At 71.8% G+C, this 14,171-nt stretch carries 12 protein-coding genes; 7 read left to right on the plus strand and 5 right to left on the minus strand.

The window, feature by feature from the left end; genetic code table 11:
* Window positions 1–44: 44 nt before the first annotated feature.
* Window positions 45–2,639 (minus strand): bifunctional lysylphosphatidylglycerol flippase/synthetase MprF, encoded by a 2,595-nt coding sequence (locus MTP13_RS03960; protein WP_243569797.1) that lies wholly within the window; start codon window positions 2,637–2,639, stop codon window positions 45–47.
* Complete coding sequence (locus tag MTP13_RS03965) at window positions 2,636–3,937, minus strand: alpha/beta hydrolase (protein ID WP_243569798.1); 1,302 nt, start codon at window positions 3,935–3,937, stop codon at window positions 2,636–2,638. Before MTP13_RS03965 ends, MTP13_RS03960 begins: the two co-directional genes overlap by 4 nt.
* A gap of 110 nt (window positions 3,938–4,047) precedes the next feature.
* Here MTP13_RS03965 and MTP13_RS03970 point away from each other — a divergent pair, with 110 nt between their 5' ends.
* The 3 genes from MTP13_RS03970 to MTP13_RS03980 are packed head-to-tail and all read left to right on the plus strand — an operon-like array spanning window position 4,048 to window position 6,311.
* Complete coding sequence (locus tag MTP13_RS03970; protein ID WP_243569799.1) at window positions 4,048–5,433, plus strand: glycine--tRNA ligase; 1,386 nt, start codon at window positions 4,048–4,050, stop codon at window positions 5,431–5,433.
* A 14-nt stretch (window positions 5,434–5,447) separates the two neighbouring features.
* Complete coding sequence (locus MTP13_RS03975; RefSeq protein ID WP_243569800.1) at window positions 5,448–5,891, plus strand: NUDIX hydrolase; 444 nt, start codon at window positions 5,448–5,450, stop codon at window positions 5,889–5,891.
* Window positions 5,892–5,906: 15 nt separating this feature from the next.
* Window positions 5,907–6,311 carry a hypothetical protein gene (locus tag MTP13_RS03980; protein WP_243569801.1) on the plus strand — a complete coding sequence of 135 codons (405 nt, stop codon included), beginning with the start codon at window positions 5,907–5,909 and terminating at the stop codon, window positions 6,309–6,311.
* Between the two features lie 210 nt (window positions 6,312–6,521).
* Here the strand turns inward: MTP13_RS03980 and MTP13_RS18180 are convergent, their stop codons facing one another.
* Window positions 6,522–6,650, minus strand: coding sequence for a hypothetical protein (locus MTP13_RS18180; protein ID WP_279399760.1), 129 nt, complete (start codon window positions 6,648–6,650; stop codon window positions 6,522–6,524).
* Window positions 6,651–6,987: 337 nt separating this feature from the next.
* On the opposite strand from MTP13_RS18180, the gene MTP13_RS03985 reads away from it, so the two are divergent.
* Entirely contained in the window at window positions 6,988–7,491 is a 504-nt protein-coding gene (locus MTP13_RS03985) for a DUF222 domain-containing protein (protein WP_243569802.1), read from the plus strand.
* 127 nt (window positions 7,492–7,618) lie between these two features.
* Window positions 7,619–9,265: an alpha/beta hydrolase gene (locus tag MTP13_RS03990; RefSeq protein ID WP_243569803.1), complete on the plus strand. Its 1,647-nt coding sequence runs from the start codon at window positions 7,619–7,621 to the stop codon at window positions 9,263–9,265.
* Here the strand turns inward: MTP13_RS03990 and MTP13_RS03995 are convergent.
* Together MTP13_RS03995 and MTP13_RS04000 are read right to left on the minus strand one after the other, a co-directional pair.
* Complete coding sequence (locus MTP13_RS03995) at window positions 9,262–10,167, minus strand: serine hydrolase (RefSeq protein ID WP_229781845.1); 906 nt, start codon at window positions 10,165–10,167, stop codon at window positions 9,262–9,264. The two genes, MTP13_RS03990 and MTP13_RS03995, sit on opposite strands and share 4 nt — an antisense overlap.
* Window positions 10,168–10,292: 125 nt before the next feature.
* Entirely contained in the window at window positions 10,293–12,311 is a 2,019-nt protein-coding gene (locus MTP13_RS04000; RefSeq protein ID WP_243569805.1) for a M13 family metallopeptidase, read from the minus strand.
* A 75-nt stretch (window positions 12,312–12,386) separates the two neighbouring features.
* Here MTP13_RS04000 and MTP13_RS04005 point away from each other — a divergent pair, with 75 nt between their 5' ends.
* Complete coding sequence (locus MTP13_RS04005) at window positions 12,387–12,761, plus strand: YccF domain-containing protein (RefSeq protein ID WP_243569806.1); 375 nt, start codon at window positions 12,387–12,389, stop codon at window positions 12,759–12,761.
* Window positions 12,762–12,820: 59 nt separating this feature from the next.
* The gene (locus MTP13_RS04010; RefSeq protein WP_243569808.1) at window positions 12,821–14,167 is read left to right on the plus strand and encodes an MATE family efflux transporter; all 1,347 of its coding nucleotides are present in this window, start codon (window positions 12,821–12,823) and stop codon (window positions 14,165–14,167) included.
* The last annotated feature ends 4 nt before the right edge of the window (window positions 14,168–14,171 follow it).

Here is a 14,171-nt window from a genome sequence, read left to right on the forward strand (position 1 = left end):
GAACCACGCCCACCCGCTTCGACAGGCTCAGCGAACCACGCCCCTCAGTCCGCTCGGGTGAGGGTGCGCACGAGCGCCATCGCCTCCTTCGGCGACACCTCCGGCAGGTACGCCTTGCCGACGGCGATGCCGATCGCGGGCAGCATGAGCGGGTCCGCATAGCTCATCGAGATCGTGCGGTACTCCGGGTTGAACTTCGCCTTGAAGCGGAACAGCGAGGAGAAGCCGTACGCCGGCTCGAGCGTGCGCCCGAGCCACTCGAGCAGGCGGCTCATCGCGGTCGGCGGGGGCGGCTCCTCGCCCGGGGCGAGGGGCTTCGTCGCGAGCGGCGCGCCCGACAGGCTCAGCACCTCGGACCCGGCCTCCTTCATGTGCAGTGCGGCGGAGGCGATGAGGAACTCCATGATCCCGTTCATCGAGCCGTCGGCCCGGCGCATGAAGTCGATCGTCCAGCCGACGACTTCGCCGTCGCGGTGCACGGGCAGCCAGCTCGTCACCGCCTGCAGTCGGCCGTCGGGGCCGACGGCGAGCATGAGCCGCACCTCCGGGTCCTTCAGCTCCGCCATCCCGCCGAGCGTGAAGCCCATCTCTGGCAGCTCCTTCTCGGCGACCCACTCCTCCGAGATCGCGGTGATCTCGGCGATCGTGGGCCGGGGCAGCTCCTCCCAACTCGCCCAGACGGTCGTCATCCCCTCCTTGATCCCGCGGTTCAGGGCCTGGCGCACCTTCTGCCACGGCTTGCCGGTGAGCTCGAGCCCGGTCGTGCGCACGACGGTCTCCTCGCCGACCGACATGTGCTGCCAGCCGAGCTCGTCGAAGACGGGCAGCAGTTCGTCGTGCACGCTGTAGAACACCGGGCTCCAGTTGCGCGCGTCGCAGAATGCGGCGAACTCGCGCACCGTGGCGGCGAGGCGCTCGGGGGCGCAGATCGGGTCGGACATCGTGATCGCGATGCCGTTGATCTCGCGGTAGGCGACGGCCGCGTCGCCGTCCGCGCTGAACCACGGCGTGTTGCCGGGCCAGGTCGCCATGAAGCCGAGCGTGCCACCGCCGTGACGGTGCAGCAGCGTCCGCAGCCGCGCCGCGTCACCGCCGGCCGCGGGCCCGGCCGGTCGGTGCATGACGTGGACGGCCGCGACGACGAAGACCGTCCAGAACGCCACGCCGACCCATTCGTAGAGGAAGCTCGCGAGGTCGTGCCCGGGCAGCACGATGGGATCGGTCGCGGCGAGGAAGTGCGGCGGCACGAAGCGCTTGAGGGTGTCGAGGGCGACGTCTCCGGGGGTGGCCGCCGGCCAGTACTCCCGGATCGTCGCGAGGCCGACCGCGAGGTACGCGACCGCCAGCACCACGAACGACCCGGCAACGACCGAGACGAAGCGGACGAGCGCCCGCCGCTCCAGGCGGATTCGGAAGTGCCGCCTGGTCACGATGAGCAGCACGATCACCGCGATCGGCAGCAGCGCGATCGCCGCGAGCCAGACCAGCAGCTCGCCGAGGTCGAACACCGACCAGTCGCCCGCGTCGAGGTCGCCGAGCTCGTTCGTGACCTCGAAGGCCGGCCGGGCGAAGAGCAGCACCGCCGCGTTCACCGCGATGGCGAGCCAGAGCGCGAAGCGCCGGCCCTGATGCAGCCCCCAGGCGGCGAGCAGCAGCAGCACGACCGGCACGAACGACAGCAGGAACATGCCGACGCCCTGCGCCGAGAGCAGGGTGAGCTGACGCAGGCAGTCCTCGGCGAGCGGGGCCGCATCGCCGCAGCTGCGCTCCACCGCATCGAGGTCGACGGGCTGGTCGGCGAAGAGGAAGGAGCCGAAGGCGAAGGGCGTCAGCTCGGTGCGGGTGGCGAAGGCGACGACCGGGCCGAGCCCGGTGACCGCGACGACGGCGGCGATGAGGGTGCGCGTCTCGCGATGCGAGCTGCGTGGAATGCGGAGCACGGATGCGTCGCGCGCCAGCAGTGCGCCGAAGGGACCGGCGACCAGCACCGCGATGAGCCGGTACACGTCGGAGGAGTCGCCGTCGTAGAGCACGAAGATGCAGAGAAAGGCGAGCGTGACCACCCGGAACCGCCGACGCCACAGCGGCCCCATGAACGCGGTCGCGGTGATCAGCGCGCCCGCGATGCCGGTCAGCGGGTCGAGCGTGAGATCGACGGAGGTGCCGCTCGCCCACCACTCGCCCGCGAGCGATCCGACCCACTGCAGCAGGACGCCGACGAGCACACCGACCGTGCCGGTCACGAGGAGCGCGAGCACCGTGCGGCCCGTGCCCATCCGCCGTTCCGCGACGCCGAGCAGCAGCACGCTCGCGAGCACCCCGGCGACGAGTTGGAACGGATCCCACGGGATCACGAGCGCGCTCAGCACGGTCCACCACCGGCCGGCGTCGATCGTCGTCAGCACCCCCGCGGCCCACTGCGCCTCGGTCGCGTGGGACGGCGGGCCGGCGACGGTGCCGGCGACGACGGCCGTCACGATCAGGAGGGCCGCGAAGCCGAGGCTGAAGGGGATGCGCCGGGCGAACTGCCCGAGCGCCTCGCCGGTCGATCGGAGCCGTCCGACGGGCTCGGCGTCGAGCAGGACCGGCGCGCCCCCGCCGGCGCCCTGCGCCCCGCCCGCGCCCGCCCCGGCGCTCACGGCGCCACCAGCCCGAGCCGCGGGTACAGCACGTCGAAGCCCTCGTCGAGGCCGCCGAGGAGGGCGGAGACGCCGTGGTCGGCGCCGGGCACGATGAACGTCGTCGTCGCGACGCCGGCGACCGTCGCGGCATCCGCCAGCGCCTCGGCGCTGGCGACGTAGGCCGGATCGTTCTCGCCCGCCGTGAAGACGGCCGTCGAGTCCGGATAGGGCGCCTTCGCCGCCATGATGTTCGCGGGCTTCACGGCGTCGTAGGCCGCCTGGTCGCCGTTGAAGACGTCGCGCAGGGTGTCCTGCGGGTGCTCGGCGCCGGCGTACTCCACGGGGGACACCGCCAGGATGTTGCCGAACACCTCGGGGTACTTCGCGCCGAAGTAGGCGGCGCAGCCGCCGCCGTTGGAGTAGCCGGCGACGGTCCAGCTCGCGGCGCTCCGCAGCACGTCGAGGTGCTCGCGGGCCCAGGGCACGACATCCTGCATCACGTAGCTCTCCACCTTCCCGAGGTCCGTGTCGAGGCACATGGGGTCGTCGGCCGGGTCGCCGAGCTGGTCGACGACGAGCGCGATGGGGGCGAGGCCGCCGTGCGCCGCCGCGTGCTCGTCGAGCACCTTCGCGATGAACTGCGGATCGGGGTCGCCGGGCTGGCCCATCATCATGATCACGAGCGGGAGCCGCGGCGCGTCGGCGACGAGGGCGGCCGGCGGCAGGTAGAGCTGCGCGGGGCGCGCGTCGAAGCCGGAGTTCGTGGTCGGGATGCCGCCGGGCACGAGCCCCGTCTCCCCGTGCGCCGGCAGATCGGCGGGCGGCTGCCAGGTGGCGTACAGCGGCTCGGCGGGATCGCTCGTCTCGGCCGGGTCCGGGGCGGGGATGTCGATCGGGTCCGCCGTCGAGATGCCGAGCATCGCGCCGATCGTGGTGTCGATGCCGTAGGCGGCGTTCACGCCGACCGCCGCGGTGACGGCGAAGACCGGGATGGCGAGGAGCGCGACGAGCTTGCGCCACCAGCGCGAGCGCCAGAGGTTCCAGATCGCCAGCAGGATCGCTCCCGAGGCGAGGGGCACCCAGAGCCAGGCGGCGTCGGCGACCGGGCCGCCGAAGAGGTCGAGGAAGTTGGCGCAGAGCCACAGCACCGCGCCGCCGATGAGCCCGCCCACGATGAGGATGATGATCGCCGTCATGACCCAGCCGCCGCTGCGCTCCCGGCCGAGCAGGTAGAGCAGCAGGAGCACCGCGAGCACCGAGAGGGCGATCGGGAACCAGCCGTCGACCACGCTCACCTCGAGCAGCGCGTCCAGCATGCGACCCCCCAGCATCCCCGCGTTGAGCACAGGGTAGCGGGCAGGGGCTCGAGCGCCACGGATTTCCGTAGGATTGCAGGTGAACCCCTTCACCGACCATTGGAGCCACCGTGGCCGCACCCAGCACGCTCGACGCCGTCATCACCCTCGCCCAGCATCGCGGATTCGTCTTCCAAGCCGGCGAGATCTACGGCGGCTCGCGCTCCGCGTGGGACTACGGCCCCCTCGGCGTCGAGCTGAAGGAGAACATCAAGCGCCAGTGGTGGCGCTACATGGTGCAGCAGCGCGACGACATCGTCGGCCTCGACTCCAGCGTCATCCTGCCGAAGCAGGTGTGGGAGGCGTCCGGCCACGTCGAGGTGTTCAGCGACCCGCTCATCGAGTGCCTCAGCTGTCACAAGCGCTTCCGCGAGGATCACCTCATCGAGGCCTTCGAAGCAAAGAAGGGCCGCGAGCCCGAGGGCGGCCTCGCCGAGATCGTCTGCCCCAACTGCGGCACCCGCGGCCAGTGGACCGAGCCGCGCGCCTTCTCCGGCCTCCTGAAGACCTACCTCGGCGTCGTCGACGACGAGTCGGGCCTGCACTACCTGCGCCCCGAGACCGCGCAGGGCATCTTCGTGAACTTCGCGAACGTGCTGCAGGCGGCGCGCATGAAGCCTCCGTTCGGCATCGCGCAGATCGGCAAGAGCTTCCGCAACGAGATCACGCCCGGCAACTTCATCTTCCGCACGCGCGAGTTCGAGCAGATGGAGATGGAGTACTTCGTCGAGCCCGGCACCGACGAGGAGTGGTTCGACTACTGGATCCAGCACTGCTGGGACTGGTTCACCGACCTCGGCATCGACCCCGAGAACATCCGTCGCTACGAGCACCCGCAGGAGAAGCTGAGCCACTACTCGAAGCGCACGATCGACATCGAGTACCGCTTCGGCTTCGCCGGCGGCGAGTGGGGCGAGCTCATGGGCGTCGCGAACCGCACCGACTTCGACCTGTCGACGCACTCGAAGCACTCCGGCAAAGACCTGTCGTACTTCGACCAGTCGAAGAACGAGCGCTGGGTGCCGTACGTGATCGAGCCGGCGTTCGGCCTCACGCGCGCGCTCATGGCGTTCCTCGTCGACGCGTACCACGTCGAGGAGGTGCAGAACGCGAAGGGCGGCACCGACCAGCGCACCGTGCTGAAGCTCGACCCGCGCCTCGCCCCGGTGAAGGCCGCGGTGCTGCCGCTGTCGCGCAACGAGAAGCTCTCGCCGCTCGCCCGCGACCTCGCCGCGAAGCTGCGCCGCACCTGGAACATCGACTTCGACGACGCGGGCGCCATCGGCCGCCGATACCGCCGTCAGGACGAGATCGGCACCCCGTTCTGCATCACGGTCGACTTCGACTCGCTCGACGACGACGCGGTGACGGTGCGTGACCGCGACACGATGTCGCAGGAGCGGGTGCCGCTCGCCGAGCTCGAGGGCTACCTGGCGACGCGCCTGCTCGGCGCCTGATCGCGAGGATCGCCGTGGCCGTGGAGTCGGGGGCGGAGCGCGGCTCCGAGCCATCCGCCCTGCCCGATCTGCTCGTCGCGGCGATCGCGCTCGTCCGCGATCGCCGCGTGCTGATGGTGACCGCGCGCGAGCGCGAGGTGCACTACATGCCGGGCGGCAAGATCGACGACGGCGAGACCGCGGCCGAGGCGGCCGCTCGCGAAGCCCGCGAGGAGGTCTCGCTCGAGCTCGACCCCGCCGAGCTCGAGGAGCTCTTCGAGGTCGTCACGCAGGCGCACGGCGAGCCGGAGGGGCGGATGGTGCGCATGCGGGTCTTCCTGACGCGCACGGATGCCTCGCCGAGGGCGTCGGCCGAGGTCGGCGCCCTGCACTGGGTGACGACGGCCGAGCTCCACCGCTGCCCGCCGGCCGGAGCCGAGGTGCTCCGGCGTCTGGCCGCGAGCGGGCTCATCGACTAGGGCCGGGCGGGCGGCATGGAGTTCGGCACCACCAGCGATACGGGCTGGATCGGAGACGTGCGAGAGCTGGCGCACGAGCTCTCGGAGTCGTCCGCCGCGTTCGTGCAGGCGACCGAATCGGTCTCGGACGCGCTGTTCGTCGCGTTGCGATCGATGCCGCGAGAGCTGGCCCCGCGTTCCTTCGCTCGATTCGAGCGCCGCGATGCGGTGCTCATCGTGGACCTGCGGGTCGCGGAGCAAGACCTCGCCGGCCTGACGGCGGATGAGCAACGACGGCTTCTCGGCCCGCAGCTGCTGGCGCTGGTGTCGCGAGGAACGAAGTCGCGAACCGCGGCGTGGAGCCAGGAGGAGCGGTCGCTCATCCGCGTCGAGTTCGAGCGGATGCTGTCGAAGCTGAATTGGCTGCCCGCTGAGGTGTGAGGGCTGGGGCTGGGTGCTGGGGCGTCTTCGGGTTTTCCACAGCGCCACTTCGGGAGCCGGGTTCGAAGCTGTGTTCGATAGTCTTGGGGTATGTCTCAGGCGCTGCACCTTTCCGACCCGGCCGATCCGGCCGCGGTCGGTGCTGCCGAGTGGGCTGACCCTGGCTGGGCGTCGTTGGATGGGTGGCGGGCAGCGTCTGCGGCGGGCGGGTCACGGGCGGTGTTCGCCGAACTCCAAGCCACACTGGATGCCGCCGAGGGTGCCCTGCTGGAATCGAACCGCATGCAGGCCGCGCAACTCGACGCGTACCGGCAGGCGTTCGCCCTCGCCGACGCGCACCCGGAACTCTACGTCCACCCCGACGCGCACCACGGCCAGTCGCGCGGCGGCATCCCGGTCGCTGAGCTCGCCGCCCGCTCGGTCGCCGCGGAACTGTCCATGCGGTTACAGCTGCCCGCCGCGACGATCCGGTCCCGCGCCCACCACGCCACCACCGCGCACCGCCACCTGCCCCACCTCTGGGCCCGCTTCCGTGACGGGATCGCGTCGTATACCGAGGTACGGGCCGCGCTCGACACCCTCGACGGCATCCCCCTCACCACCCCCCCACCGTTCTCCCGCCGATGCCGCAGCACTCGCCGTGTTCGACGAGACGCTCGCCGAACTAGCCGGCACTGTGCCACTCAGCAGGTTCCGCCAGCGTGCCCGACGGCTCCGCACCCGACTCGAACCCCCAGAAACCACGACCGCCCGCCACCAGCGCGCCCACACCACCCGACGACTGATCCTCGAACCCGCCCCCGACGGGATGGCCTGGATCAGCCTCTCCCTCTCCGCCGTCGACGCCGCCGCCATCCACGCCCGCGTCACCGCCACCGCAACCCACCAGTCAGGCCAGGCCGACGAGACCCGCACCCTCGACCAACTCCGCGCCGACACCGCCACCAACTGGCTCACCGGCCACAACACCCCCACCCTCAAACACCACACCAAATTCCGGGTCACCCGAACCCCCAACGGCACCATCACCTGGCACACCCCCACCGGACACACCGCCACCACCACACCCCAACACCCGCACCCACCCCGGAACCCACCGAGCACCCCCGAACACCCACCCCACCACTACACCGAACGCTCACCCGAACCCGAGCGCTACCCCGAACCCGCACCCTTCTGAGCACCAGCCCGGCCCAGCCACGCCCGCCCGCCGTTCGCCGAGCCCCGCGCTGCCGACCCGCTTACCCCATCCACCCGTCGCTCGTCACCCTCCCCTCTCCCACGCACCGCCTGCCTAGACTTCGACCATGACGATTCGACGGTTCCGGCGGGGCGACCACGAAACCGTCATCACCGAGCTCGGCATCGACGGCGGTCCGACGTACGTGCTCGTGCACGGCGTCGGCATGGGCCATCGCACCTGGTCCGACCTCGCCGAGACCCTCGCCCGCTCCGGCCGCGTGCTGGCGCTCGACCTCCCGGGCTTCGGTGACGCCCCGGAGCCCGAGGAGTCGCTCGACATGGCGTCGTCGGGCGCCTACCTCGGGGAGCTGGTCGCGACCGAGTCCCCGGGCGAGCCGGTGGTGCTCGTCGGACATTCGATGGGCACCCAGATCGTCGCCGAAACGGCGGCGCAGCGCCCCGAGCTCGTCGCCGCCGTCATCCTCATCGCCCCGACGATCAACCGCCGGGAGCGCACCGCCGGGATGCAGGCGCTCCGCCTCGTCCAGGACCTCGCGTTCAGCCACCTCAAGGTGCTCGCGCTCGGCGTCCGCTACTACGTCCAGGCCGGACCGCGCTGGTACTTCGCGAAGCTCGCCGACATGCTCGCCCATCGCATCGAGCTCGTGCTGCCGCGCATCCGGGCGCGAACCCTCGTCGTCCGCGGCGAGCACGACCAGGTCGCCCCGCGCGACTGGGCCGAACTGGTCACGGCCCTCCTGCCCGACGGGCGCCTCGTCGAGGTCGCGGGGCGCGGGCACGAGACCATGATCACCGCGGGCGCCGAGGTCGCGCGACTCGTGGCGGCGCACGCCGCGGGCGAACCGGTCGGACATCCCGTCGCCCAGCCCGTGCCGACCGGTCGCCGCGAGCGCCCCGACACCCGACCGGCGACGACGGGCGACGGCGTGCCGTGGTGGCGCGCCGCGCGCTGGTGGGCCGCGGACTACCTCTACGCGGGCTGGCGCCACCTCGCGGCACCGTTCGATCGGCGCGACGCGAGGCACTGGCAACGCGGCGACGACTCGCTGCCCGAGGTGGTCCTGCTGCCGGGCATCTACGAGCACTGGACCTTCCTGCGCCCGCTCGCCGAACGCCTGCACCGTGCGGGCCATCGCGTCCGCGTCGTGCACGGCCTCGGCGCGAACCGCCGGCCGATCTCGGCGACCGCGGCGCTGCTCGGCCGGGCGCTCTCCCGCCGTTCGGCGCCGCCGGCGGGCCGGGTGATCGTCGGGCACTCCAAGGGCGGGCTCGTCGGCAAGCAGCTGCTCGTCGACGAGCTGCAGCGAGCGGACGCCACCGGTTCGGCCCCGGGTGCCGAGCTCGGACTGCTCGGTGTCGTCGCGATCTGCACGCCCTTCGGCGGTTCGAGCCGCGCCCGCTTCTTCTTCGCCGACCGGAGCCTGCTCGCCCTGCTGCCGGGCGACGCCACGATCCACGCGCTCGGGGAGGCGCGCGAGGTCGACGCCCGCATCGTCTCGGTCTTCGGCCGCTGGGACCCGCACATCCCCGACGGCAGCGAGTTGCCCGGCGCACGCAACATCGAGGTGCCGGTCGCCGGCCACTTCCGCGTGCTCGGCGCACCCGAAACGGCGCGCGCAGTGCTCGACGGCATCGCCGGGCTGGCGGAACAGGAGGGCGCGCGCGTCGCGAACGCACCCGAGGCAGCCGAGGCGACCAAGGCACCCGCAGAAACAGCAGCAACCGCGGCTGCCGCGCCGACGCCGAGTTAGTGCACGAACTCCAGCAGGTCGAGCCCGACCTGCCGCATGCCGTCGAGCACTGCGAGCCGGCTCGAGAGCTGCGTGTCGGCGTAGTACATCGAGACCGCGAAGGCGACGCTCGCGCGCGGTCCGCGCAGCACACCGACCTCACTGCGCACGCCGCCGTCGGTGCCCGTCTTGTTCATCAGCAGCACGCTGTGATCGGGCCGCCGGTGCGCGAGCGGATCGAGCCCGAACGCCGCGGACACCATCGACAGGTCGGTGTTCAGGGTCAGCCAGCCGACGACGCGCTGCGACACCTCGGGCGAGACGATCTCACCCCGCGCGAGCGAGGCGAACAGCCAGGTCAGCTCCTTCGCCGAGCCGATCGAGAGCTGCGGGGCGTCGTCGGGACCGCGGTGGTCGCGCACGAGGTCGAGCAGCGCGGTGCGGGTGAGGCCGAGCGCCTCGGTGCGGGCGCGCACCGCCTCGAGCCCCACGTAGCGCAGCAGCACGTTCGTGGCCAGATTGTCGCTCGTCGCGCCGATGAGCGCGGCGAGGTCGGCGATCGGCAAGGAGGGCGACTGCAGGTGCTGCCAGATGCCCGCATCGCCGACGGCGTCGCGCGCGTCGCGGTCGAGCACGGTGAGCGCCTCGGTCTCGCTCTCGGCGAGCCGGGCGGCGACCTCGACGAGCAGCAGCACCTTGCCGATCGACGCGGTCGGCATCACGACGTGGTCGTCGACCGAGAACAGCACCCGGCCGGTGGCGAGGTCGGTCGCCCGCGCCGACACCTGCACCCCGGCGAGCGCGAGCTCCCCGAGCGCGTCGAAGCCGCGGCTGAAGTCCTCGCTCGCCTCGTCGGTGCGGTGCTTCCCTCGCCGGACATCGGCATGGCGCGCTCTGCGCTCTGAGCCTTGCGAGGGGGTCACCACGTCGCTTGCACTCTCCTGCTCACGGGCTCGGCGCTCCCCCGCCGCGGGGCGCGGCACGCTCGAGCTCAACGGTATCTGGTGGGGCGGGTTCCAGTCACGGTGTTCCGGGACCGTGGAGCGGACTACCAGATCGTCACCCGCTCGGCCGGGTCGAGCCAGAGGGCGTCGTCGGGGGTCACTCCGAAGCCAGTGTAGAACTCATCGATGTTCCTGACGATCTGGTTGCAGCGGAACTCGTTCGGCGAGTGCGGGTCGATGGCGAGCAACCGCACCACCTCCGCGTCGCGCCCCTTCATCTGCCAGGCCTGCGCCCACGAGAGGAAGAAGCGCTCGGCGCCGCTCAGCCCGTCGATCACCGGGGGCTCAGCGCCGCCGAGGGAGAGCAGGTACGCCTTCCAGGCGATCGCGAGGCCGCCGAGGTCGCCGATGTTCTCGCCGATGGTGAGCGCGCCGTTGACGTGCGGGAGCTCGGAGGCATCCGCCCCAGCATCGCCGCCCTCGGCGAGCTGCGCCGGAACGAGCGCGTCGTACTGGGCGATGAGCGCCTTGGTGCGCTCCTCGAAGGCGGCGCGGTCGTCGGCCGTCCACCAGTCGGTGAGCCGCCCGTCGCCGTCGTACTTCGAGCCCTGGTCGTCGAAGCCGTGGCCGATCTCGTGGCCGATGACCGCGCCGATCGCGCCGTAGTTCGCGGCCGCGTCGCGCTCGGGGGTGAAGAAGGGGTACTGCAGGATGGCCGCGGGGAACACGATCTCGTTGAAGCCCGGGTTGTAGTACGCGTTGATCGTCTGCGGGGTCATGAACCACTCGTCGCGATCGATCGGCTTGCCGATCTTGCCGAGTTCGCGGCGGAACTCGAACTCCGCCGTCGCCCGCACGTTGGCGACGAGGTCGCCGGGCTCGATACCGAGGCTCGAGTAGTCGCGCCACTTCACCGGGAAGCCGATCTTCGGCGTGAACTTCGCGAGCTTGTCGAGCGCCTTGCGCTTCGTCTCCTCGCCCATCCAGTCGAGGCCGACGATGGACTCGCGGTAGGCCTCGACGAGGTAGCCGACGAGCTCGTCCATCTGCTCCTTCGCGGCGGGCGGGAAGTGCCGTTCCACGTAGATGCGGCCGACGGCCTCGCCCATCGCGCCCTCGACGAGGGAGACACCGCGCTTCCAACGCTCCCGCAGCTGCGGCGTGCCGGTGAGGGTGCGGCCGTAGAAGTCGAAGTTCGCCTCGACGAAGTCCTTCGAGAGGTAGGGGGATGCCCCGCGCACGACCTGCCACGCGAGCCAGTCGCGCCACGCCGGCACGCGCTCCTCGGTGAGCAGCGCGCCCAGCCCCTCGACGAAGCTCGGCTGGCGGACGACGAGCTCGGCGAACGCCGCCTCCGGGGCGCCCATCGCGTCCCGCCAGACGGCGAGCCCGGCGGAGGCCGGGTCGGCGCCGGGGAAGGCGAGCGCCGCGGCATCCGCCCAGCTCTTCAGGTTGTACGTCTTCTCGCTGTCGCGGGAGTCGACGTTGCTCCAGTGCACCGCGGCGATCGCGGTCTCGAGCTCGAACACGCGCGCCGCGCGCTCGGCGGCGCCGTCGAGCTTCGCGAGCCGGAACATCCGCTCGAGGTGCGATCGGTACGCCTCGCGCACCTCGGCGAAGCGCTCCTCGCGGAAGTAGCTCTCATCGGGCAGGCCGATGCCGCCCTGCTCGACGAAGACGAGGTAGCGCTCGGGGTCTCCCGGGTCGTTGTCGACGAAGAGCTGCGCGAAGCCCGCGACGCCCTGGCGCTCGAGGCGACCGAGGGTCTCGAGGAAGCTCGGCACGTCGCCGATGAGCGACACCTCGACGAGCTGGCCGGCGATCGGCGTGGCGCCGAGGAGCTCGGCGTGCTGCTCGTCCATGAAGCTCGCGAAGAGGTCGCCGACCTTGCGCTCCTCGGTGCCGGGGTCGGCCCCCTGCGCCTCGACGATGATCTCGCGGACCGCCCGCTCGGCCTCCTCGTGCAGCTCGATGAACGAGCCGAACCGGGCCTTGTCGGCGGGGATCTCGGTGCGATCGATCCACTTGCCGTTGACGTGTCGGAACAGATCGTCCTGCGGGCGCACGCCCGGGTCGAGTTCGTCGAGCGCGATGCCGGAGCTGAGGGTGCCGTCGTCGGTCATGCGCTCCAGCCTAGGCGGCGAAGCCTGAACGGTGGCCCGTGATTTCCCACCGTTCGATGCGAAGATGGAAGCCGTATGAACACCGTGCTCAACGTCATCTGGCTCGTGCTCTCCGGGTTCTGGCTGTTCCTCGGCTACCTCGTGGCCGGGGTGATCATGTGCGTGCTCATCGTGACGATCCCGTGGGGCATCGCCTCGTTCCGCATCGCGCGCTACGCGCTCTGGCCGTTCGGCCGCGAGGTCGTGCAGAAGCCGACCTCGGGCGCGTGGGCGTTCATCGGCAACGTGATCTGGTTCCTGCTCGCCGGGCTCTGGCTCGCGATCGGGCACGTGCTGTCCGGGGTGGCGCTCTGCATCACGATCATCGGCATCCCGCTCGGAATCGCCGACTTCAAGATGATCCCGATCTCGCTCGCCCCGCTCGGCAAGGAGATCGTCGACAAGGCATGACGGTCGCACGGCCGGGCCGGGCGGGCCCGTCGGCGGCAGGCCGTAGGCTCGACGGGCACATGAGCACCACGCCCCAACGCCGTTCCGTCGACCGCGACATCCTGCGTCTCGCGCTGCCCGCGCTCGGCGCGCTCATCGCCGAGCCCGCGTTCCTGCTCGCCGACACCGCCATGGTCGGCCACCTCGGCGCGACGCCGCTCGCCGGGCTCGGCCTGGCCAGCGCGGTACTGCAGACGATCATCGGGCTGATGATCTTCCTCGCCTACGCGACGACCCCGGCGGTCGCCCGACGGCTCGGCGCGGGCGACGAGCGCGGCGCGGTGCAGGCGGGCATCGACGGGCTCTGGCTCGCGCTCGGGCTCGGCGCACTGCTCGGGCTCGCCGGCTGGGCCGCGACGCCCGCGCTCGTCGGCGCGTTCGGGGCCGACCCGGCGGTCGCCGATGCCGCCCGCAGCTACCTCGGCATCTCTATGGCCGGTCTGCCCGCCATGCTGCTCGTGTTCGCCGCGACCGGCCTGCTCCGCGGCCTGCAGGACACCCGCACCCCGCTCTGGGTCGCAGGCATCGGCTTCGCCGCGAACATCGCGCTGAACTTCGTCTTCATCTACCTCGCCGGCTGGGGCATCGCCGGCTCGGCCGTCGGCACCGTCGTCGCGCAGTGGGGCATGGTCGCCGTCTACCTGATCGTCGTCGCCCGGCACGTCCGGCGCGCGGGCGCGGGCTGGCGTCCGCACCGGGCCGGCCTCCTCGGCGGTGCGTCGTCGAGCGGCTGGCTGTTCCTGCGCACGCTGAGCCTGCGGGCGGCGCTGCTGCTGTCGACCTGGTCGGCGACGGCGCTCGGGCCCGACGAGCTCGCGGCCTACCAGGTGGCGATCTCGATCTACTTCACCCTCGGCTTCGCGCTCGACGCCCTGGCGATCGCCGCGCAGGCGCTCGTCGGCCGCGGGCTCGGCGCGGGCGACGTCGCCGAAGTGCGGCTCGTGCTGCGCCGCTGCGTGCAGTGGGGCATCGGCTCGGGCCTCGTGATCGGCGCGCTCGTCGTCTCGACCGCGTGGGTGCTGCCGCAGCTGTTCACCTCCTCGGCCGAGGTCGCCGCACTGCTTCCGCCGGCGCTCGTCGTGCTCGGCATCTCGGCGCCGCTCGGCGGGCTGGTCTTCGTGCTCGACGGCGTGCTCATCGGCGCGGGCGACGCCCGCTACCTCGCCTGGACCGGCCTCGTGAACCTCGCGGCGTACGCGCCGCTCGCGCTCGGCGCCGTCTGGTGGGCGGATGCCTCGGGCGCCCCCGGCGCCACGACGCTCGCCTGGCTCATAGCGGCGTTCGCCCTGGGCTACCTCGCGGCCCGCGCGATCACGCTCTCGCTGCGCGCGCGGGGCAGCCGCTGGATGGTCACCGGGGTGGCGTAGCGCG

The sequence above is a fragment of the Agromyces soli genome (assembly GCF_022811605.1).
GTDB lineage: Bacteria > Actinomycetota > Actinomycetes > Actinomycetales > Microbacteriaceae > Agromyces > Agromyces soli.